General features: G+C 60.8%; 21 protein-coding genes. 8 read left to right on the top strand and 13 right to left on the bottom strand.

Features of this window, described 5'->3' with window-relative positions; genetic code table 11:
- Positions 1 to 262 precede the first annotated feature (262 nt).
- Complete coding sequence (locus tag PAF20_RS09660) at positions 263 to 526, top strand: hypothetical protein (RefSeq protein ID WP_271070460.1); 264 nt, start codon at positions 263 to 265, stop codon at positions 524 to 526.
- Between the two features lie 157 nt (positions 527 to 683).
- On the opposite strand, the gene PAF20_RS09655 is transcribed toward PAF20_RS09660, so the two are convergent.
- From PAF20_RS09655 to surE, 3 genes are read right to left on the bottom strand one after another with little or no spacing between them, the layout of a single operon-like run.
- On the bottom strand, positions 684 to 1,661 hold the full coding sequence (locus tag PAF20_RS09655) for a M23 family metallopeptidase (RefSeq protein WP_271070459.1): 978 nt from the start codon (positions 1,659 to 1,661) through the stop codon (positions 684 to 686).
- Positions 1,662 to 1,719: 58 nt separating this feature from the next.
- On the bottom strand, positions 1,720 to 2,382 hold the full coding sequence (locus PAF20_RS09650; RefSeq protein ID WP_271070458.1) for a protein-L-isoaspartate(D-aspartate) O-methyltransferase: 663 nt from the start codon (positions 2,380 to 2,382) through the stop codon (positions 1,720 to 1,722).
- Positions 2,383 to 2,395: 13 nt separating this feature from the next.
- Entirely contained in the window at positions 2,396 to 3,187 is a 792-nt protein-coding gene (gene surE, locus PAF20_RS09645) for a 5'/3'-nucleotidase SurE (RefSeq protein ID WP_271070457.1), read from the bottom strand.
- Positions 3,188 to 3,320: 133 nt separating this feature from the next.
- Between surE and PAF20_RS09640 the strand changes: the two genes are divergently transcribed.
- From PAF20_RS09640 to PAF20_RS09615, 6 genes are all read left to right on the top strand, one after another.
- Positions 3,321 to 4,232, top strand: a complete 912-nt coding sequence (locus PAF20_RS09640) for a sulfite exporter TauE/SafE family protein (RefSeq protein WP_271070456.1) — start codon at positions 3,321 to 3,323, stop codon at positions 4,230 to 4,232.
- Complete coding sequence (locus PAF20_RS09635; protein WP_271070455.1) at positions 4,232 to 5,131, top strand: TIGR02186 family protein; 900 nt, start codon at positions 4,232 to 4,234, stop codon at positions 5,129 to 5,131. The genes PAF20_RS09640 and PAF20_RS09635 overlap by 1 nt, the downstream gene beginning before the upstream one ends.
- Before the next feature lie 41 nt (positions 5,132 to 5,172).
- Positions 5,173 to 6,912, top strand: a complete 1,740-nt coding sequence (locus PAF20_RS09630) for an ABC transporter ATP-binding protein (RefSeq protein ID WP_271070454.1) — start codon at positions 5,173 to 5,175, stop codon at positions 6,910 to 6,912.
- On the top strand, positions 6,909 to 7,637 hold the full coding sequence (gene ygfZ, locus PAF20_RS09625) for a CAF17-like 4Fe-4S cluster assembly/insertion protein YgfZ (RefSeq protein ID WP_271070453.1): 729 nt from the start codon (positions 6,909 to 6,911) through the stop codon (positions 7,635 to 7,637). Before PAF20_RS09630 ends, ygfZ begins: the two co-directional genes overlap by 4 nt.
- Positions 7,634 to 8,749, top strand: coding sequence for a DNA polymerase IV (dinB, locus tag PAF20_RS09620; RefSeq protein ID WP_271070452.1), 1,116 nt, complete (start codon positions 7,634 to 7,636; stop codon positions 8,747 to 8,749). Before ygfZ ends, dinB begins: the two co-directional genes overlap by 4 nt.
- Before the next feature lie 180 nt (positions 8,750 to 8,929).
- Positions 8,930 to 9,250: a DUF6280 family protein gene (locus tag PAF20_RS09615; RefSeq protein WP_090524829.1), complete on the top strand. Its 321-nt coding sequence runs from the start codon at positions 8,930 to 8,932 to the stop codon at positions 9,248 to 9,250.
- Between the two features lie 58 nt (positions 9,251 to 9,308).
- Here PAF20_RS09615 and PAF20_RS09610 read toward each other — a convergent pair whose 3' ends face one another.
- The 6 genes from PAF20_RS09610 to PAF20_RS09585 form a co-directional block, all read right to left on the bottom strand.
- Complete coding sequence (locus PAF20_RS09610) at positions 9,309 to 10,232, bottom strand: carbohydrate kinase family protein (protein ID WP_271070451.1); 924 nt, start codon at positions 10,230 to 10,232, stop codon at positions 9,309 to 9,311.
- A gap of 20 nt (positions 10,233 to 10,252) precedes the next feature.
- On the bottom strand, positions 10,253 to 11,533 hold the full coding sequence (locus tag PAF20_RS09605; RefSeq protein WP_271070450.1) for a TFIIB-type zinc ribbon-containing protein: 1,281 nt from the start codon (positions 11,531 to 11,533) through the stop codon (positions 10,253 to 10,255).
- 27 nt (positions 11,534 to 11,560) lie between these two features.
- A complete protein-coding gene (locus tag PAF20_RS09600; protein WP_271070449.1) occupies positions 11,561 to 12,709 on the bottom strand; it encodes an SPFH domain-containing protein in 1,149 nt (382 codons plus the stop codon).
- 130 nt (positions 12,710 to 12,839) lie between these two features.
- A complete protein-coding gene (locus PAF20_RS09595; RefSeq protein WP_271070448.1) occupies positions 12,840 to 13,898 on the bottom strand; it encodes a DUF2927 domain-containing protein in 1,059 nt (352 codons plus the stop codon).
- Positions 13,895 to 15,076 carry a toxic anion resistance protein gene (locus tag PAF20_RS09590; protein WP_271070447.1) on the bottom strand — a complete coding sequence of 394 codons (1,182 nt, stop codon included), beginning with the start codon at positions 15,074 to 15,076 and terminating at the stop codon, positions 13,895 to 13,897. Before PAF20_RS09590 ends, PAF20_RS09595 begins: the two co-directional genes overlap by 4 nt.
- A 107-nt stretch (positions 15,077 to 15,183) precedes the next feature.
- Positions 15,184 to 16,377: an MFS transporter gene (locus PAF20_RS09585; protein WP_271070446.1), complete on the bottom strand. Its 1,194-nt coding sequence runs from the start codon at positions 16,375 to 16,377 to the stop codon at positions 15,184 to 15,186.
- 67 nt (positions 16,378 to 16,444) lie between these two features.
- Here PAF20_RS09585 and PAF20_RS09580 point away from each other — a divergent pair, with 67 nt between their 5' ends.
- Entirely contained in the window at positions 16,445 to 16,882 is a 438-nt protein-coding gene (locus PAF20_RS09580; protein WP_271070445.1) for a helix-turn-helix domain-containing protein, read from the top strand.
- 18 nt (positions 16,883 to 16,900) lie between these two features.
- On the opposite strand, the gene PAF20_RS09575 is transcribed toward PAF20_RS09580, so the two are convergent.
- From PAF20_RS09575 to PAF20_RS09560, 4 genes are read right to left on the bottom strand one after another with little or no spacing between them, the layout of a single operon-like run.
- The gene (locus PAF20_RS09575) at positions 16,901 to 19,087 is read right to left on the bottom strand and encodes a 3-hydroxyacyl-CoA dehydrogenase NAD-binding domain-containing protein (protein ID WP_271070444.1); all 2,187 of its coding nucleotides are present in this window, start codon (positions 19,085 to 19,087) and stop codon (positions 16,901 to 16,903) included.
- Positions 19,084 to 19,581: a cupin domain-containing protein gene (locus tag PAF20_RS09570; RefSeq protein WP_271070443.1), complete on the bottom strand. Its 498-nt coding sequence runs from the start codon at positions 19,579 to 19,581 to the stop codon at positions 19,084 to 19,086. The genes PAF20_RS09575 and PAF20_RS09570 overlap by 4 nt, the downstream gene beginning before the upstream one ends.
- Complete coding sequence (locus PAF20_RS09565; RefSeq protein WP_271070442.1) at positions 19,581 to 20,792, bottom strand: acetyl-CoA C-acetyltransferase; 1,212 nt, start codon at positions 20,790 to 20,792, stop codon at positions 19,581 to 19,583. The genes PAF20_RS09570 and PAF20_RS09565 overlap by 1 nt, the downstream gene beginning before the upstream one ends.
- 11 nt (positions 20,793 to 20,803) lie before the next feature.
- The gene (locus tag PAF20_RS09560) at positions 20,804 to 21,430 is read right to left on the bottom strand and encodes a glutathione S-transferase family protein (protein ID WP_271070441.1); all 627 of its coding nucleotides are present in this window, start codon (positions 21,428 to 21,430) and stop codon (positions 20,804 to 20,806) included.
- Between the last annotated feature and the right edge of the window lie 92 nt (positions 21,431 to 21,522).

Here is a 21,522-nt window from a genome sequence, read left to right as displayed (position 1 = left end):
GATGCCGATGCGTCGCGACGCAGCTGACCGCTATAACGGAGGGAAAAGGTTGGTTCTTGGCGAAGGCCAAACCGGCGATGCTGCGCCTCAGGGCACGGCTGTCGATGCAGTGACTTCACCACCGTTTTCGCCGACAGTCGAAACCTCGACGAATGACACGGCAGTGGCTGTCGCGCGGGATAGCAAGCAGCGGCATATCGCGGCGATCCCCCCGCACGTCTCTTGCAAAGATCAAATGGAAAGTATCCAGAAGGACATGGACATGACCCTGAACGAAGTAGCCGCGATCACACGCAAGGAAGCTGACGCGGCGGTTCCAAAGGCGGATGCGTTCGACCTTTTCACAACCGATCTGAGGGAAGATCACGATCAGTTCTCAGGCGGAAACGCGCTGCGGAATCTCGTGCGCGATGTGATCCGCCAGGAGCTGCAGGGAGAGATGGGGGCACGGATCAGCCGCAATCTCCGCCTCGTCGTCAGGCAAGAGGTCAACGCAGCCATCGCCGCAGGATTGAAGGCAGCCTGATCGCGCGGATCCGTCCGGTTTCTATCAACGGCGAGTCGTGTTGCGATATTTGCAGGGAAAACGGTAAACGCACCGAGCAGGCGCTTGTTCGGCAGCTGGGAGCTATTTGACCCGTCAATTGAGCGCAGAGGTTTTGATCTGCGCTCAACCTCACCGATTACAGATAATCTTCGGGATTGACGCTGTCATAGCCCTGACGGACCTCAAAGTGAACAGATCCGGCATTGCCCGCTGTGCCGATCTGTTGACCCGCCGAAACCTGGTCGCCTTTTTGCACCGACAATGCGGCCATGCCTGCATAGACGGTCATCAACTGACCTTCGTGCCGGATCACCACGATGGGAACGCCATCGGTATCGCGAGTCACCGCCGCCACGGTGCCGCCTGCCGCAGCCTTGACCGGCGTCCCGGCTGCAGTCGAAATGTCGATCCCTTCATTGCTGCCCTTGCTATAGGGGCGGACGATGGAACCGGCCACCGGCATCTGGAAGCGGCCAGAGCCAGAGGCTGCCGTTCGCGTCGCGCCAAGATTCGGCGTCTCGGGCTTGGCTGTCGGCGCGGACGATGGCGCAGTTTCTTCTTCCGGAAGCGGCTGCGACGCGGATGGTGGTGTGGGCGTGGGCGTACCTTGCCCCGGCGCAGAAGCATCGTTTGCGCGCGTCACCGTCCGCGCGGGGATGTTCAGCTCTTGCCCGACGCGCAGCGTCATCGCCTCATCCAGCGTGTTGGCAGCGGCAAGATCCTGTGGCGTGATCCCGTATTTTCGGGAAATCGACCAGCCCGTTTCGCCTGCAACGACGCGATGTTTCTGGGCAGGCGCGGTTGTGGTTGTGGTCGAAGAGCTCTGTCGCGAACCGCTGCTTTGTCCCGACTGCGCCCCGCCGCCAGGTATATCAGGCTGCGCCACGCCCTGACCGGCATAGGGATCCGTCACGACCTGCGTGCCGCCACCCGCAGTTGTCCCGCCAGTCGCGCCGCCCGCTCGCCCGCCGCCGAAGCCGGGAAAGCTGCTGGCGTTCGACCGGGCACCGCCGATGGATGCCAGATCCTGCTGCACTGCCGGAAAGGTCTGACAGCCTGCAAGCCCCATAGCCAGAGAGGCGGCCGTCATAGCCCTGAAAACTGTTCTGCTCATCACGCGCCCGTTCGTTTTGTCACGAGATGCAAGGCGCAGCCGTTGATACCGGGGCGGGCTAACTGGGGCCCAGACCTTCGACCAGTGGAACGAAACGCACCTGACGCAACTCGTGATATTCAAAGCCTGTATCTGTCCGGTTGACCCGGATCAAAGTCTGCACCGCATCGGACTGTCCGACCGGCACAACCATGATACCGCCAATTTTTAGCTGCGCCAAGAGCGGGCCGGGCGGATCTTCGGCAGCTGCAGTGACGATAATGCGATCAAATGGCGCCTGTTCCGGCAAGCCGTGGCTGCCATCTGCCAGCCGGACCGTGATATTCGGCAGGCGCAGCCTTTGGAAAAGGGCGTCAGCCTCGTTGACCAGCCTGCGATGACGCTCGACCGTATAGACGCGCCGGCACAGGCCCGACAGCACCGCAGCCTGATAGCCAGAGCCGGTCCCGACCTCCAGCACGGTGTCGCGCGGTCCTGGGTTCAGCGCCTGTGTCATCAGCCCCACGACAGAGGGCTGGCTGATCGTCTGGCCGCATTGGATTGGCAGAGGCGTGTCGTCGTAGGCGCGGTCTTCGAAATGGCCGCGCACGAACTCTCCCCTATCTATCTTCTCCATCGCGCCGAGTACGCGCGGATCGGTGACGCCATGCGCGCGCAGCTGGAACAGAAAGCGCATCTTGCGCTCTGCACCTGACATATCGTCGTCGTCATCCGCGCTCATGCCGCCGGCCTTTTCATGCGCCCAATGCCGTTCGTAGCGAGTCGAGAGAAGCGTGGCAGGTCAGGTCGGCGCGCATCGGCGTGACCGATATGTAACCGTCAAGATTGACCATGACATCGCTGCCCGCCGTGGCCTCGGTATCCTGCGGCGCGCCGCGGACCCAAAGGAAGCGCCGGCCATTGGGCGCGACGAAAGGTTCTACGCCAAATCCGACCCCGCGCCGTCTGCCCTGCGCGGCGACCCTGATACCCTTGCTTTTCGCAGCCGGCACGGGCGGGAAGTTGATGTTATAGAAAAGCCGGAAATCCGCGTCAGAGGTCCAATCCGCCAGATCCAGCAATTGCCGGATGACCCCTGCGCCGTGCAGGCGGGAACATTCGAAATGATCATCAAGCCCCAACATCTCCGGCCCGAAATATTGGGACAGCGCAATGGCGGGCAGGCCCTGCAATGCGGCCTCCATCGCGCCACCGATCGTGCCTGAATAGACAGCGTTTTCGCCAGAGTTGTTGCCCCGGTTCACGCCGGAAATCACCAGATCGGGCGGCGAATCCACCAGAATGTCGTGCACGGCGGCCAGCACGCAATCCGCCGGACTGCCTTCTGCCGCGTAGCGACGGGGTTCGAGTTCCGCGATCATCGTCGGATGGGCATAGGATATGCAATGGCCAACGCCCGATTGTTCGAAAGCGGGTGCCACGACCCAGACTTCGCCATCCGGACCCGCCAGCTCTGCCGCGATATCTTCCGCGACCTTCAGACCCGGCGCGTTGATGCCGTCATCATTCGTGATAAGAATTCGCATTTTTCACCTGTTGCTGCGCCTCATGATTATCGTTCGCCGGAAAGCGCGGCAACCGGGCAAATTTACAGAAATCCCCCTTTGACCTTGACGCTGGCGCCGGACTACATGAGATGAGCGGAGCAGGTACCGGTTCATGCAGATCTACCTACCCATCGCAGAAGTGGCGGTGAACGCCTTTACGTTGGTCGGCCTTGGCGGAATCGTCGGGCTGATGAGCGGTATGTTCGGCGTGGGCGGTGGGTTCCTGATTACGCCCTTGTTGTTCTTCATCGGCATCCCGCCCGCTATCGCAGTTGCCACGGGGGCAAATCAGGTCGTAGCCTCATCGGTTTCGGGCGTGTTGGGCCATGTGAAACGGCGCACGGTCGATTTCAGGATGGGGACAGTTCTGCTGATCGGCGGGTTGATCGGATCTGCCTTGGGGGTTCTGGTCTTCAACCTTTTGACCCGGCTGGGTCAGGTCGAGCTGGTGGTACAGATCTCCTATGTCATCATGCTCGGCTTTGTCGGCTCTATGATGCTGATCGAAAGCCTGCGCGCATTGCGGCGCACGCGGTCGGGCAAACGTACCGCCCGAAGGCATCACGGCTGGATCCATGCGCTGCCGTTCAAGGTGAAATTCCGCAGCTCTGGCCTGTATCTGAGCGTTTTGCCCCCCCTCGCGGTCGGACTGCTGGTCGGTGTGCTGTCGGCGATGATGGGGGTCGGTGGCGGCTTCATCATGGTGCCAGCGATGATCTATCTTCTGGGGATGCCGACGAAGGTTGTCATCGGCACCTCGCTGTTTCAGATCACTTTTGTCACGGCTTTTACGACGCTTATGCACGCCGTCAGCTATAACACGGTCGATGTGATGCTTGCGGTTCTGCTGATTGTCGGGGGCGTTATCGGAGCTCAGCTTGGCACACAGCTTGGCGCGCGGCTGCGGGCAGAGCAGTTGCGGATCCTGCTTGCGTTGGTCGTGCTGGCGGTCTGTGCCAAGCTGGCGATGGATCTGTTCCTGCGGCCCGATAACCTGTTTTCGCTGACGCCGGGGATTGTGTGATGCGGGGTCTGGCGGTCCTCGTCGCGTTCATCGCGCTGCCCGCTTTGGCGCAGGAAGCAGGCAACCAGAGCAGCGTACCGGCTGAGGCCGTGACAGGTGGCGCGGAAATCATGTCTTTTCCCTCGCCAGAGGCACCTCGTGGTGAGATTGTGCCACCGCTGGATATTGAACAGGCCAAGCAAGAGAAGCCAGAAACGGTGGTGGCGGGCCTGTCGTCGGACAGCGTTGCGATCACCACGAATTTTGATGGTTCGGAAGTCACGATCTATGGCGCGATCAAGCGTCAGACGCCTATCCCCGACGACAGCCAGCTAGACATCGCGGTGACGGTTGAGGGGCCGCCGCGCAGTGTCACGATACGGCGCAAGGCCCGGCGGTTTGGCATCTGGGTGAACACCGAAAGCGTTGTCGTCGGTGCAGCACCCAGCTTTTACTCGGTCGCGACGACGCTGCCTTTGTCAGTTATTCTTAGTGAAGAAGAGGATGCGCGGTACAGAATTTCCGTGCCGACCGCCATGCGATCCTTTGCGCGTCCTTTCAGTGTCGAAGATCCCGTCGATTTCACCGAGGCGATGATAAACACGCGCATCGCCGATGGCAGCTATCGTGTCGACGCAGGTGGCGTCAAACTTGAAGAGGAAACCCTGTTCCGTGCAGATTTCCGTTTGCCTGCGAACCTGATAGAGGGTGCTTACAAGACCCGCATTTTCCTGCTGCGTGACGGCAGGGTGATCGACGCCTACTCGACGCCGATAGAGGTGCGCAAGGTCGGGCTGGAACGCTGGCTTTACCGGCTGGCCATGGACCGCCCCTTTATCTATGGGCTGATGTCGCTGTTTATCGCCGGGTTTGCCGGCTGGGGCGCAAGCGCAGCGTTCCGCGCTATTCAGCGCAAATAGTGCGACTTGCGGCCCGGTGCCGCGACAGGCTAGATCGGATCATGGCAAACTCGTCCAGAAGCAACCTTTTCAAGCGCATATGGCGCGATTACCTGCGCCAGTACTGGCCGCGTATGTCGGTTGCGATGTTCTTCATGATCGTCGAAGGCTCCACTCTCGCGGTGCTGAGCTGGATGCTGAAGCCGCTTTTCGACCGGGTCTTTGTCGGCGGCGACAGCGATGCGATGTGGTGGGTTGGTGGCACGATCTTTGCGCTGTTTCTGATCCGTGCCTGCACATCGGTCATCAATCGCAGTCTGCTGGTATCCGTGCAACAGCGCGTGGCGACGAAGATGCAGGTCGATCTTCTGTCCCACATCATGCGTCTTGATATGAGCTTCTATCAGCAGAACCCGCCCGGTGCGCTGATCGAGCGTATTCAGGGCGACACAAAGGCTGTGCAGAGCATCTGGCAGACCTTCATCACGGGCGCGGGCCGAGACGTGGTTGCGCTTGTCTCACTGTTCTATGTTGCTTTGCGGATCGACCCTGAATGGACAGCGGCTGCACTGATCGGTGCGCCGCTGTTGATCCTGCCGACGGTCATCGTGCAGCGCTATGTCCGCAGAAAGACACGGGCGACGCGGCAGAATGCCTCGGACCGTGCGACGCGGATTGATGAGGTTCTGCACGGGATCGGCACGGTCCGCCTGAATCGGATCGAGGATTTACAGTCCTCGCGCTTCGCCGCAATCGTCGACCGCATCCGGCGGGCAGAGGTCAAGATTGCCGCCACCGGCGCAGTTGTGCCCGCGATGATCGACATCGTGACGGGGCTGGGCTTTGTCGGCGTGCTGGCGCTTGGCGGCGCAGAGGTCACACGCGGCGAACGCACTGTCGGCGACTTCATGGCTTTCTTCACCGCATTGTCGCTGGCATTCCAGCCATTAAGGAGGCTTGGCGGGCTTGCGGGGTCCTGGCAGATTGCCGCGGCCAGTCTGGAGCGGATTTATCAGGTGTTCGATACGCAACCCTCGATCCGCTCAGGCCAGCGGACAGAGCCGCCGCCATCGACACGCATTGAATTCGATGATGTGACACTGAATTACGGCGACACCTCCGTTCTTCGCGGTCTCAGCTTCGTGGCGGAGGCGGGGCAGACCACGGCGCTTGTCGGCCCATCCGGCGCGGGCAAAACCACGGTTTTCAACCTTCTGACGCGCATGACCGACCCAGCCAGCGGCAGCATTACGCTGGGTGGGGTGGATCTGCGTGAATACGACCTGTCGACCTTGCGCGATGAATTTTCCGTGGTTTCGCAGGAACCGGCGCTGTTTGACGAGACGATCCGGGACAATATCACGCTTGGTCGCGAGGTTGAGGCCGCTGTTGTGGCACGTGCGACCCTGGCCGCGCATGTGGATGATTTTACCGCAGGTCTGCCTGCGGGGCTGGACAGCCCGGCTGGGACGCGTGGCTCTGCGCTGTCGGGCGGGCAGCGCCAGCGTGTGGCGATAGCGCGTGCGGTTTTGCGCGACGCGCCTGTGCTGCTGCTTGATGAGGCGACATCGGCCTTGGATGCGGCGTCAGAGCGTCTGGTTCAGGATGCGCTTGATGATCTGTCGCGCGACCGCACGACGCTGGTGATTGCCCACCGACTTTCCACGATCCGAAACGCCGACAAGATTGTCGTTCTGGACGGCGGAAGGGTTGTCGAACAAGGCAGCCATGACCAGCTTATGGCACAGGGCGGCGCATATGCAGCACTTGTCCGGATGCAATTCGGGGATATGACATCATGACGGAACGACGCCTGTTGCGCGTGACGGGACCTGATCGGGTCGAGTTTCTTCAGGGGCTGGTCACGAATGACGTGAGCCGCGCGCCAGTTTATGCCGCATTGCTGTCGCCACAGGGGAAATACCTGTCCGATTTCTTCATCGTGCCCGACGGTTCGGATGCGTTGCTGGTGGACGTGGCCGCGGACCAGGCTGATGACCTTCTGCGGCGGCTGTCGATGTACAAACTGCGCGCGAAGGTCGAAATCGCGGAAGACCCGCGCCGCGTTGGCCGTGGGACCGGTCCGGCACCGGAAGGCGCAATTGCCGATCCGCGCGATCCCGCCCTGGGCTGGCGCAGCTATGGCGACGCAGCGCAGGATTCGACCGACTGGAATGCCCTGAGGGTCGCCCATCTGGTGCCAGAGGCGGGGGTCGAGCTGAAGCCGAATGACAGTTATATTCTTGAAATGGGGTTTGAGCGTCTGAATGGCGTCGATTTCCGCAAGGGCTGCTATGTCGGGCAAGAGGTGACGGCCCGGATGAAGCACAAGACCGAGTTGAAGAAGGGGCTGCGTCGCGTCGTTCTGGACGGTGAAGTTCCGCCTGGCACCCCGATCATGACCGCAGATGGACGTGAGGCGGGCGTTATTCACACCCAGTCGGGTGGGCGCGGCATTGCCTATCTGCGCTTTGATCGTTTGGGTGATGGCATGACCGCCGGGGGCGTGCCGGTTCGCGCTGAATGAGCGACGGCGCAGAACCGCGCCGCATTGTCCATATCGACATGGACGCCTTTTATGCATCGGTAGAACAGCGTGATAACCCGGACCTGCGCGGTAAGCCGGTTGCGGTCGGCGGAGCAAGCAAGCGCGGCGTCGTGGCCGCCGCAAGCTATGAGGCACGGCAGTTTGGCGTCCGCTCTGCCATGCCATCGGTGACGGCTTCCCGCCGCTGCCCTGATCTGATCTTCGTGAAGCCGCGCTTTGATGTCTATCGCGCCGTCAGTGCCCAGATCAGAGGGATTTTTGCCCGCTATACCCCGGTGATCGAGCCCCTGTCGCTCGATGAGGCCTATCTTGATCTGACAGGCAGGTTGGGTCCCGGTATGACCGCTACCGCAACAGCTGCCGAAATTCGTGCGGCCATCCTGACCGAAACCGGGCTGACGGCAAGTGCGGGGATCAGCTATTGCAAGTTTCTGGCGAAGATTGCTTCGGACCAAAGGAAGCCGAACGGGCAGTTTGTCATAACGCCGGAACGGGGCGCTGACTTCATCGCGAATTTGCCGGTGGGCAGGTTTCACGGCGTCGGACCGGCAACGGCGGCCAAGATGGCCCGTCTGGGGATCGAGACCGGCGCAGACCTGCGCGCGCAGAGCCTGGATTTCCTGCAAGCGCGTTTCGGAAAATCAGGACGCTGGTATCACGATATTTCGCGCGGCATCGACAACCGCATAGTGAAACCCGACAGGATACGAAAATCGATAGGTGCCGAAACGACGTATTTTGATGATCTGTATGCTTTGGCGGAAGGTCAGCAGGCGCTTGAGCCTTTAGCTGAAAAAGTTTGGCGGCATGCCGAACGAAACGAGGCGCGGGGGCGAACAGTCACATTAAAGGTCAAATTTTCGGATTTCCGGCAGGTTACACGCGCGCATTCCTTGCAGCGGCCCGTCGCAGATGGTGCTGAACTGCTGCGCATCGCTCAGGAGTTGCTGACGGGCGTCATGCCGGATCCGCGCGGTGTCAGATTGCTGGGGGTGACGCTGTCAGGACTGGCTGTCAAAGAAGAACAAAATGACGGGCAGCTTGATCTTTTTGATAAAAATACCATCTCTACGGAAACCGACCGGGGTTGAGATACGTTCAGCATTTGGGCAGCATTGCCCGATAGGCATGACGTCGTCGCATAGCAGCCATGACGTTAGCGTAATACCGAATCAGGGTGGAAATAAGGTAGACACCGCTACCACCCAGAAGCAAGCCCTGGAATTCGTCCCACATGGGGCAGCGCAACACATTTTGTCAGGACGGTAAAGATGCGAGATTTTGTCGACGGCTCGGCCTTTAATTTTGAACAGGGACAGCGTGCCCGCAAGCTTTTTGCTGCGGTCGTTCTTGCTGCCCTGGATGATGCTATTGCAGATGACAAGAAATATGGAAACGGACCGGAACAGATTGCGCGTTGGGCGCGGTCGCGCGATGGGCGCGAGGTTCTGTCCTGCGCCGGAATCGACCCGAATGAGCGGGTTGTGAAAGGCCTGATGGAATTCGTTTCGAAAGGTGTCCGTACCTCTGTCGCGCTGTCGCGCGAAGAAAGTGAACGCCGTCAGGCCGCAGAGGATGCCGAGGCCGCATAACTGCCGCACCATCTGGGGGGAATGAAAGACGCCGCCCTAATGGGCGGCGTTTTCGTCCTCAGCCTCTGCTTTCCTCAAGCTCTTCGCGCCAGGGCGGATTGGCGCCGGGACGAGATACCGTGACAGTCGCCGCCCGCGACGCGAGATCGAGTGCCTTGAACAAGGCCTCTTCGTCGAGGGTGTCTAGCGCATCGCGCGTCAGCACACCGGCTTCGGACAATGCCGTTAGCAAACCGGCATTGAATGTATCGCCCGCCCCGATCGTGTCGGCCACAGCGACCGAATCTGCCTGACGGTTGACCTTCAACGTTTTGGTGATGCCGGTTGCACCATCTGCGCCATGCGTGCGCAGGATCAGTTTCGGCCCAAGCTCCAGCAATTGCAGGACGGTATCCTCGGGCGCGTGCTCGGGGAACAGCCATGCTGCGTCATCGTCTGAAATCTTTACGATATCGGCAATGCGCATCAGCGCGCCCAGCCGTTCGCGCGTGGCGCGATCATCGCCGATCAGATTGGGGCGGATATTCAGATCTACCATCGTGACCAGCCCGCGCTCTGCCGCGCGATGGGCGAGTTCTTCGACTGTCGCGCCACAGGGGTCCTGAATCAGGCTGATGCCGCCGATGAACAGTGCTTCGATATCGTCGGGAAGGTTTGGCAGATCGCCGACATCAAACATCCGGCCAGCGGTGCCTTCGTCGTAGAAGCTATAAGAGGCATGGCCGTCATTCAGGAAAACCAGTGCCAGCGTCGTCAGCCGTGGGGTAGAGGGGCACAGCGACAAATCGACCCCGGCCTTTTCCAGCGGAACGCGAAGCGCGTCGCCGAATGAATCCTGCGACAGTGGCCACAGATAGGCGGTTTGCGTACCCAACCGGCCAAGCGCGACCGTGGTGTTATAGACCGATCCACCCGGCAGTGGCAGAAAGCTGCCCTGGTCTGGCACCATGTCGATCAGCGATTCGCCGCAGCACAGGATCATTTAGTTTCCTTTGGGTTAAGCTAGTAGCCTTGGATAATATAGTCGTCTGGCGAGGAAAAGCCGCCCGCGTCGAAGCCGTTCGCATCGAATTGCACATAGCCGGACTGGTTGGCTATGAACAGCATCGCCGCCAGCAGCAGCAAGCCAATGATGACGGCCAACGTGATCTTCCAGATGGAATAGGGGCGCTCTCCCTGAACGCGGCCCGACTGGCCGTTAACGACGAAGCGGTAAGATTTGCCATTATAGCGATAGGCGGCGGACCAGATGGGCAGCAGGACATGCTTGAAGGTTTCTGCCGAATAGGCTGTACGGGCCTGACTGATGCGCTGCACATCCCCGCCGATATCGCGCCTGATATCCATCGCGATCACGCCCTCCATCTCTTGCCGGGCGATGCCATGACCGGATTCCAGCGGGATGGTATAGCCCTCCGCCTCGAACCCGGCGAGATATTGAGGATCGTAGCTGCGCAGATGGGACAGGTCCCAAGGCGTCAGCGCGTCGGTCATGCGCCGGGGCAGGGCGGATGAGGCAAGGACGAGCACATCGTTGAAGGCACGGCCAACGCGACCGCGGACCGATGTCCAGCGGGTCTTGCGCACCTGACGCGCAACGCGGCGGCTTTTTCCGTTGACGGTCTCGGTGACATAGACCGTTTCGTAATACCAGTCGCCCCTTGCACCCGCGTAATCGGAAGTTGTGTCTGCATCGAAGGTCCAGAAGGGAGAGTAGACGCCCGTCATTTTCCGCCCGCGCCGGGAATAGGCCAGCAGGCCCGATGGCGCGAACCACAGGCGGCCCATCCAATCTTCTAGCGCCGATCTTGCCTGATCTTCGGACACGACAAAGGGCAAGACGCCTTGCGGCTTCAACTGGCGGCTCGCGCCGGTTTCCGTCACAACAGGCGTTGCGCAGAACGGGCAATTCGCTGACTGGCTGTCGCCGCCGAGTTCGAACTTTGCGCCGCAATTGGGGCAGGACAGCATCCGCTTTTCCTGCGCGAGATCGCTGCCTGCATCCAGCCGCAAGCCGCGTTCCAGCGGGATTTCAGCCAGTTGCGGGACTTTGTGGCCCGCATCCCATTGCAGGGCGCGACCGGTCGAAGGTTCCGGCAAAAGCACACGCTCGCCATCGACCCCATCCGTTGCCGAGCGGGCGGGCGCGCGGGCCGCACCCGGACCGATCGACTGCACATGCCCGCAATAGGGGCATTTCAACGATTGCTCGCCTGGCGAAAAGGTCAGGCTGGCCCCGCAATTGTCGCAGGGATAGCGGAATTCGCTGGGGGGCGTCGGCATTGCGTCCGGGTCTCCTGCCTGCGTGGATCAGGAGCCTGCCGGACCCGGAAGCGGCACCGGCGGAGGCGGCGGCGAAATGGTGAAAAGCTGCGCAAGCTCTGGCACTTCATCGGCAGGCAGCCAGCCGTCCTGTCCCGGCGTCCAGACCAGCGTTTCGCGTGTAAAGCTGCCCTCTTTCACAAGGCGTCCAAGGTGACCGCGACCGTATGGCCCGTCAGACTGACCGTCTCTGGCGATGTGCCACACGGTTTCCGCCCGGTTGCCCGGCACAGGCGGTGGCAATGCGCCCGTCTGTGCTTGCGGCTGCTGCGCGACCTGACCCCAAGGGCCACGTTGCGCCGCCATGCCCATGCCAATCGCGGCACCCAGTCCGGCACCCATACCAGCACCCGCCCCAGCGTTGTTCTGGGATGCGTTCAGCATCGCCTCTGCCTGCGCATATTGGCCAAAGCGTTCCAGATCACCGACGATCCCCATAGAGGTCCGCTTGTCCAGAATGGCCTCAACTTCATCCGGCAGACTTATGTTTTCAATATAAAATTCTGGGATGGACAGGCCGTAGCTGGCAATGGTCGGTGCAATCGCCTTCGCCACCATCTTGCCCAGTTGATCGGTATTCGCCGCCATATCCAGCACCGGAATGCCGGAGGAGGCAATCATGCGTGAAAATTCCTGCACGATGATGTTCCGAAGCTGAAAAGTAATCTCGTCGCGGGTGAACTCGCCATCGGTGCCAACGATCTCGGCCATGAACTTTGCCGGGTCGGTCACACGCATCGAATAAGTGCCGAAAGAGCGGATGCGCACCGGCCCGAACTCGGGATCGCGGGCGATGATCGGGTTTTTCGTACCCCATTTCAGGTCGTTGAAGCGCGTTGTGTTAACGAAATAGATCTCGGACTTGAACGGCGATTTGAAGCCGTGATCCCAATGCTGAAGCGATGTCAGGATCGGCATGTTGTTGGTTTCCAGCATATACAGGCCCGGTCCGAACACATCGGCGATCTGCCCTTCGTGCACGAAAACCGCCGCCTGACCTTCGCGCACGGTCAGCTTGGCACCGTATTTGATGGCGTTTCCACGGCGTTCGAACCGCCAGACCATCGTGTCGCGGGTGTCATCCGTCCATTCGATGACATCGATGAATTCACCCGAGAGGAAGTCGAACAGGGCCATGGGGGTCTCCGTAGTTTGGTTCGCGTATCAAACAATTAGCGGTTCGGTCAGGTTCCGGCAGTCAGGCTGGCAAAATGCCTTACGATGAACCCTTGCCGCTGGGACGTGTCAATCATGCGTCGCCGCCGCATCACGGTATCAACTCGGCCGAGATCTCCTGAATGACCGGCCCGGCCTCTTCGGCATTCATGCCGGGGGTCAGGCGCGGATCATACAGCATTTTCAGCAGCATCGCATCATGTTGAGTCAGCAGCGCGAATTCCTCGTCATCATTGAAGATCGAGGGTCGCGCACCCGGATCATCATTCGCCAGACCCATCCCCTGCGCGAGCTCTTCGTGAATACAGGAAGAGCGTAAACGGGGCGGAAGTTCAGCGCGGATAACAGCAATGGCTTCGGAATAGACAGGGTTGCTGCCGATTGAATAAGCAAAGACGGTGCAGTAATTTTGCGGCGGAAGCGATTGAATCGCCTCAATATCCCCGGCCGGAATACCCGGCACCACCGCGGCAAGGCGCGGTCCGATCTGGCGGCGCTCATCCTCGCTTAGGAACATGACGGTAAAATTGCCCGCGCCCGGCGTCGCGGCGACGTCATGCCCGGTCAGGCGCGCCAGACGTTCAGCAAAGGCCTGAACCTCTGCCCGGTCGCGTGTTCGCGTTGCGGGCGGGACAGAAGGCCCGAACTCTATCGCGATGCGGACGGGTTTGTCCCACCGCCGCAGCCGCGATGGACGGGCGTCGGGCACCAGATCGGCACCATTGCGCGAATATTCGTCATAGAGCGCGATATTGACGAAATTCGCCGCCAATTGCTCTGCCGTTATGGCAATGCTGCTACCATCGTCGCGGCGAAGCTGACCACGCGCATCCAGCATATCCTCTACGCCTTCGAAATAGCCGTGCAGCGACTGGCTTGCGGGCGTGCTGGACGCCTGTTGCGCCGCATCTGCCTGAAGCGAGGCGCGGTGCGCACGTGCAGCGCGCAGGGCCGATCCGGGCTTGCGGACGGGCGGCGCCGATGCAATGCGGGGTGGCGGTTCCGCTGCGGGTTCGGACGGCGGCGGGGCTGCGGGCGGGGCGCTGTCTTCGGTGCAGGAGGCAAGTGAGAAAGCCAGCAACAAGGCCAGCCCGCCCCGACCGGGCAGGCTTCTGAGCCGGCGAGGTATCAGGGCAGCGATTTCTGTCACGTCTGACTGGCCTGTGATTGAACTTGCGGCGATTGGGCGCGTGCCGATGACAAGGTGCGGCGCAACTCATCCTCCATCCGGACCAGTTCTTCTTCTGCGGTGGCACGACGCGCCTTGCCTTCGTCTGCGATGCGCAGGCTGTCCTCAATCGTTGCGATAAGCTCTGCATTCGCGGTGCGCACGGATTCGATATCGAAAACGCCACGCTCCATCTCTGTACGGATGGCGCTGTTGGCCTGACGCAGGTTCTCGGCATTCTTAGTCAGCAGCTCATTGGTCAGATCTGTTGCGTCCTTTACCGCGCCCGCGGCTTCGGCAGAACGCTGGATGGTAACGGCCTGCGCAAGCTGGGTCTCCCAAAGCGGGACGGTGTTCACCAGCGTCGAATTGATCTTCGTCACCAAGGACTTGTCATTTTCCTGAACCAGCCGGATGGAGGGCAGGGACTGCATCGTGACCTGCCGGGTCAGCTTGAGGTCGTGAACGCGGCGCTCCAGATCGTCGCGCACACTGCGCAGGTCGCGAAGCTCTTGCGCCTCCAAAACCTGACCGTCAGCAGGGCTGGCCTGAACTTCGGCTTCCTTGGCCGGGATCAGATCCTCGTCCAACTCACGAAGCTTGGCCTCTCCTGCCGAGATATACAGGCCGAGTTCGTCGTAGAAGTTCAAAGTCCTCTCATACAAGACATCAAGGGATTCAATGTCTTTCAGCAGGCGGTGTTCATGGCCCATAAGATCCTCGGTGATCTTGTCTATCTGGCCCTGAACCTCTTCATAATTCGAGACGAAGCGGGCGAAGGGCGCGGTCCGGCCCAGAAGCTTTTCCCACCAACTGCGTTCGCGACGCACGTCAAGTTCGCTGACCGAAAAGCCCCGAATGGTCGTCACGATATTGCGCAACGATTCGCCCGCGGGGCCCACATCCTTGTTCTTCACATCGGCCAGCATTTTCTGGCTGATCTCTTGCAGCTCCGACTGCGCGCCCGTCCCGAAATGCACGATCGAACCCGAATTCTTCAGGTCGATCTCATTCATCCGCTGGCGGATTTCGTCGGCCACCGGTGCAGGTGCCGCTTCCAGTGGCACAAGATCGGATTGCGGCTCGGGCAGGACAACAGATGTGACCTCCTCCACCTGGGTCTGCGACTGGGTGGCGGCGCGTTGCGTCTCGGTCGTCATCTTCTTCCTTCCTTGCGTCAGGTACAGCTGTTGCAGCGCAGAATAGGCTTTATTCACGACGGATCAACAGTATGTCCCCTGCGAAAGTTCCGAAGGTAGCGCCTCTACTATGTGCGGCGTTTCCGCAGGGCAGCAATCATAAGGATCAATGCCACCATGCCCAGACAGGCGGCAAGTCCCAACCCCGCGCCGCGCCAACCCCAGTTCGCGATCGCAGGCGTGCTGACGAATGGTGAAACGAATTGGCCCAGGAATACCGACCCGGTCAGCATCGCCGCTGTCGTACCGCGTCGCTGCGCAGGGGTGACGCCCAACGCCACCGCAATGAAACCCGGAATCGCCAATGCATAGCCTGCGCCAATGGCTGCTGCACCTGCAAAGATCGCGTAAACTGTCGGAACCCCGCTCAGCAGCGCAAATCCGGTCGCCATCAGTGCAATTGCTGCAATGCGGTTGGCAATATCTCCGATTGTAGCGCGAAGCCGTTGATAGAAAGTGGCTGCGATCCCCCCAGCAATCATCAGGCAGCCCAGCACTGCGCCGGTTAAAGCCGGATTGTCGTAGCCCTGCGATGAAAGAAAGAACGGCATTTGCGTCGGCATGGTGAAAAAGATGATGGTTATGATCATCTGTCCGCCAGCAAGGAGGGCTATCGGCATCCACCACCCGGCGGGGGAATCATGGGCCGCCCGATTCGGCGCCTCTTTGTTCCGCGCCGGTTCGACAATGACCTTCAGGAAGAATGGCAGAAAAATCGCTGGAAGCGCATAGACAAGAAAGGGCAGGCGCGTCGCAACGCTGGCCAGCCCACCGGCGAGCATAATAAAGACGAAGCCGCCGAAATTTCGTGCTGCGACCTGCGCGCCTGTCATCCGGTGCAACGCGGCGCCAGCGTAGTAATCAGCGACAAGTGCCGATTGAGCCGTCATTACCATTGCAAGCGCGAGGCCAAGGGCCAATCTGCTTGCAAGAAGGTGCCCGAGATCCTGCAAGACAAGGCCCGCGCTGCCTGCCAGAGCAAACAATGCGATACCCGTAATCAGCACCGGCTTGCGCCCAATCCGGTCGACGACGATACCGCAAAACGCGGCCATAAACACAACTGTCAGCGAAGGCGCAGGCACCAGAGCGCGGATAAGGTAAGCGGCATTGGGGCCGTCGCCGAACTGTTGTTCGAGGCCCGGCAGTGCCGGGCTGATCGTCGCTGCCGCCATCACGGTAAGGCTTGCTGCCAGAAGAAGGGCAATACCTCTTGGGTCGTTTCGCAGCGGCCCGATCTCTGAGGTTTGTGTTTTGGTCATCCTGATCCTCTTGAGAATTCGTCAATGAGAAGGCAGGCTACGAATTCAAGTGAACTTGAGGTCAAGGATGAAACTTCTCGACATTGCCGAAGTCGCCGAAGCCAGCGGCGTAAGTGCCTCGGGACTGCGATACTATGAGGAGCAGGGGCTGATTTCCTCTGCCGGACGGCACGGGCTACGACGGCAATACCAGTCTGGCGTACTGCTGCACTTGGCATTGATAAATATGGGCAAGTCTGCCGGATTTTCGCTGACAGAGATCGCTGGGATCTTTGGCAAGGAAGGGCGTCCAACGCTTTGCAGGGATGATCTGCATGGCAAGGCCGATGATCTGGAACGGCAGATGCAAGAGATGCGGACTCTGGTCGCGGTGCTTCGTCACGTCGCCGAATGTCCCGCACCTTCACATTTGGACTGCCCGAATTTTCAGCGTCTGATGCGGGTCAGCACGCGGGCGGCGAAACGGCGGTCAAAGAAAAACGGGGGCCGCAAAGCCCCCGTTTGACTGCACATGGCTGTTGCGTCAGGCAGCCTTTTTCTGCGCTCCGAAGCGACCGTAAAAAGTCTGGTCTTTCTCGGCCATTTCGCGCAGCAGGGCCGGGGCCTTGAAGCGCTCGCCATGTTCGGCGGTCAGATTATCGCAGATCTCGACCGCGCGGGCCGCACCCAGCATGTCGAGCCATGAGAACGGACCGCCAGACCACGGCGCGAAACCCCAGCCAAGGATCGCGCCGACATCGCCTTCGCGGATGTCTTCCAGCACACCTTCCTCGAGCGCGCGCACGGCTTCCAGCGTTTGGGCGAACATCAGGCGGTGCTGGACCTCTGTCAGTTCGGGCTGGTCGTCGGCTTCGGGGAATTTCTCCTCAAGCCCGTCCCACAGACCCTGACGCTTGCCCTTCTCATCATAGGCGTAGAAGCCGGAATTCGACTTGCGGCCCATGCGGCCCTGATCGGCCATCCAGAACAGCACCTCATCGACGGCGCCATCGGGATAGGCATCGCCCATCGCGGCCTTGGTTGCCTTGGCGATCTTCACGCCGAGATCAATCGAGGTCTCATCGACCAGTTGCAGCGGACCCAGAGGCATGCCCATCATCTTCGCGGCGTTCTCGATCAGCGTCGGGTTCACGCCTTCGGCCAGCATCCGCATCCCCTCGTTTAGGTAGGGGATGATGCAGCGATTGGCATAGAAGAACCGCGCATCGTTAACGACAATTGGCGTCTTGCGGATCTGGCGCACGAAATCGAGCGCTTTCGCCACGGCGCGGGGACCGGTCTGCTTGCCCTTGATGATTTCCACCAGCAGCATCTTATCCACGGGGCTGAAGAAGTGGATGCCGATGAACTGTTCGGGGCGAGAGGACGCCTTGGCCAGTTCCGTGATGGGCAGGGTCGAGGTGTTGGTCGCGAAGATCGCCGTATCGGGGATCACCGCTTCGGCTTTCTTGGTAACTTCGGCCTTGACGCCGGGGTCTTCGAACACGGCCTCGACAATCAGGTCGCACCCTTCCAGAGCGGCATAGTCCGTGGTCGCGGTGATGCGGGCCAGAACCTCGGCCTTCTTCTCTTCGGTGAGTTTCTTGCGGCTGATCCCCTTGTCGAGGATGCCTTCGGAATAGGCCTTGCCCTTATCCGCCGATTCCTGCTTGGCGTCGATCAGCACGACCTCAATCCCGGCATTGGCGCTGACATAGGCGATCCCCGCCCCCATCATGCCCGCGCCCAGAATGCCGACTTTTTTCACCTTCTCATCCGGCACATCGGGACGGTTTGCGCCCTTCTCCAAAGCCTCCTTATTGATGAACAGGCTGCGGATCATTGCGCCCGAGGACGGGTTCATCAGCACATTTGTGAACCACCGCGCCTCGATCTTAAGCGCTGTGTCAAAGGGCACCTGAGCGCCCTCATAGACCGCGCTCAGCAGAGCCTTGGCCGCCGGATAGACGCCCATCGTCTTGCCATGAACCATCGCATTCGCGCCGACAAAGGTCATGAAGCCCGAGGGGTGGAAGGGCTCGCCGCCGGGCATTTTATAGCCCTTCTGGTCCCACGGCTTCACGATATCGGTGTCGGTTGCGTTCAGCACCCATTCGCGAGCAGCGGCGACGGGATCGTCCACAACCTCATCAATGACGCCAGCAGATTTCGCCTTCTTCGGATCGTTCAGCTTGCCCTCCAGCAACAGCGGAGCCGCAGCCATAGCGCCCAACTTTCGCACCAACCGCGTCGTGCCACCCGCGCCGGGGAAAATACCGACCATGATCTCGGGCAGGCCGATCTTGGCCTTCGGGTTGTCGGCGGCAAAGATGCGATGCGTGGCCAGAGGAAGCTCCAGCCCGATACCAAGAGCGGTGCCGGGCAGGGCGGCCGCAATTGGCTTGCCGCCCTTGTTGGTCTTGGTATCCATCCCGGCGCGCTCGATCTTGCGCAGCACGCCATGGAGTTGCATCACCAGATCGAATATGGCCGGCGCGCCGCCCTCGTCCTTCATCGAGCCGAGCACGTTCAGATCCATGCCGGCGGCGAAGTCGGGCTTGCCGCTGGTGATGACGATCCCCTTGACGGAATCGTCGGCAAGCGCGGTGTCGATATGGCCGTCAAGCTCGCGGATGCCAGCCTCGGTGAGCACGTTCATCGACTTGCCCGGCACGTCCCAGGTGATGGTGGCGACGCCGTCGGCGTCCTTGTTCATGGTAAATTCGGTCATTTCCTGTCTCCCTTGGGCGCGAGGTCGCGGGGGCCGGACCAGTCGCTGCCGTCATGATAGGTCATCTCGATGCCATCGCCGTCGATCCGCAGGATCATGTCGACATCGGCATAGGTCACGGTTTCGCTGGCAGCCTTGCTGCCAACGACCAGAAAGCTGGCCGGCGCGTCCGACCGGTTGACGAAACGATGCCCGTTCGCGACGCCCGCCCGCCATGCGGCGCAATCGCCCGGGCGCATGGGGATCTCGCCCTGATCCTCGATCAGGATCAGATCACCCGTCAGGACCATGGCGAATTCGTCCTCGTTCAGATGCCAGTGGCGCAGGCTGGCGACCGCGCCGGGCGCCAGCGTGACGATATTCACCCCGAACTGGGTCAGCCCGGCCGCCTGACCCAGCCCGCGCGAGGATCGCCCCGCCATCTGCGCCGCATAGGGCTCGGGGTAGATCGAGGCCGTCGTGACCGGCGCCTTGTCGATGTCGATCTTCGGCATCAGACCCGCTCGATGATGGTGGCCGCGCCCATGCCGGATGCGACGCAGAGCGTGGCAAGGCCGGTCGTCTTGTCCTGACGCTCAAGCTCGTCGAGCAGCGTGCCGATGATAATCGCGCCGGTGGCGCCCAGAGGGTGGCCCATGGCGATGGCCCCGCCATTGACGTTGATGATCGACGGATCGACCTGGAAGGCCTGCATGAAGCGCAGCACGACCGCCGAGAACGCTTCGTTCACCTCGAAGAGGTCGATATCGCCGATCGACATGCCGCTGTCGCGCAGGATCTTTTCGGTCACCGGCACCGGGCCGGTCAGCATGATCGTCGGATCAGTGCCGATCTTCGCGGTGGCGCGGATGCGGGCGCGGGGCTTCAGGCCATTGGCCTTGCCGAATTCCTCATTCCCGATCAGCACGGCGGCGGCGCCGTCCACGATGCCCGAGGAATTCCCGGCATGGTGGATATGGTTGATCTTCTCCAGATGCGGGTATTTCAGCATCGCCACCTTGTCGAAGCCGGGCATGATCTCTCCCATCTCCTGAAAGCTGGCCTTCAGCTTGCCCAGATCCTCGACCGAGGTGCCGGGGCGCATATATTCGTCGCGGTCCAGAATGGTCAGCCCGTTCTGGTCCTTCACCGGGACGATGGATTTATCGAAACGGCCTTCCTCCCATGCCTTGGCGGCGCGTTTCTGGGACTCGACGGCCAGAGCGTCGGCATCTTCACGGCTGAAACCATATTCCGTGGCGATGATGTCGGCGCTGATCCCCTGCGGCACGAAATAGGTCTTCATCGCAAGGCTGGGATCAACGGCAATCGCCGCCCCGTCGCTGCCCATGGCCACGCGGCCCATCATCTCGACCCCGCCGGCGATATAGCCGTTCCCGGCCCCGCCCCGGATCTGGTTGGCGGCGAGGTTCACGGCCTCCATTCCGCTTGCGCAGAAGCGGTTGATCGACAGGCCGGGGATCGATTCATCGAGATCCGAGGCCAGCACGGCCGAGCGCGCCAGGCAGCCGCCCTGTTCCTTGACCTGGGTGACATTGCCCCAGATGAGGTCCTCAACTGCGTGGCCTTCCAGCCCGTTGCGTTCCTTCACGGCATTCAGCAGACCTGCGGACAGCGCCAGCGAGGTGACTTCGTGCAGGCTGCCATCCTTGCGGCCCTTGCCGCGCGGCGTGCGGGCGGCGTCATAGATAAAGGCGTCGGTCATAATTCCTCCTGTTACGCCCGGTCGGCAGGGCTGCCGGGCATCAAGTCATATGGGTGTTTCCAGCCGGGCAGGGCAGCTATGCCGTCAAGCCAGCGGTCGATATTTGGCCATTCGGCCCTGTCGAAGCCGAAGGGTTCCGGGTAGAAAAGATAGCCGCAACAGGCCGCATCCGCGATGGTGAACGCGTCGTCAGCCACCCAGTTACGTTCCGTCAGATGTGTATCGAGCACCTTATAAGCCGCATTCAGGCGACCCTTGAGATAATCGATTGCACCCTGCGGTCGCTTATCCTCTGGGATGAAATTCTGCAAAAAACGTGCTGGCCCGGCCTGGCCTGACAGCTTGTGATTGTCAAACATCAGCCAACGCAGAACCTCGTTGCGGTCCGAGCCAAGAAACTTACCCGTCTTTTCCGCGACATGCAGCTGTATGACAGCCGATTGTGTCAGTGTCAGATCATCTTCGCGGAACACAGGCACCTCGCCCATTTCATTCATGGCGCGGAATTCAGGCGTGCGACCCTCTCCGTTGAAAAAGTCGACATAGACGGGCTCCCAGTCATAGCCCGCCAGCTCCATTGTCAGCGCCGCCTTATAGGCGTTACCGGATTCTCCGAAGCAATAGAGTTGTGCGGTCATCTGTAGCTCCTCCCTGTTTGACGATGGTTTACCGGCCCGCACGTTCACGGGTATTTTTATGAAGAAGAAACCGCCTGCTTAACCGAAACTCA

The sequence above is a fragment of the Paracoccus albus genome (assembly GCF_027913035.1).
GTDB lineage: Bacteria > Pseudomonadota > Alphaproteobacteria > Rhodobacterales > Rhodobacteraceae > Paracoccus > Paracoccus albus.
Note: the sequence above shows the minus strand (reverse complement) of the source record. Positions and strands in the feature narration are given on the sequence as shown.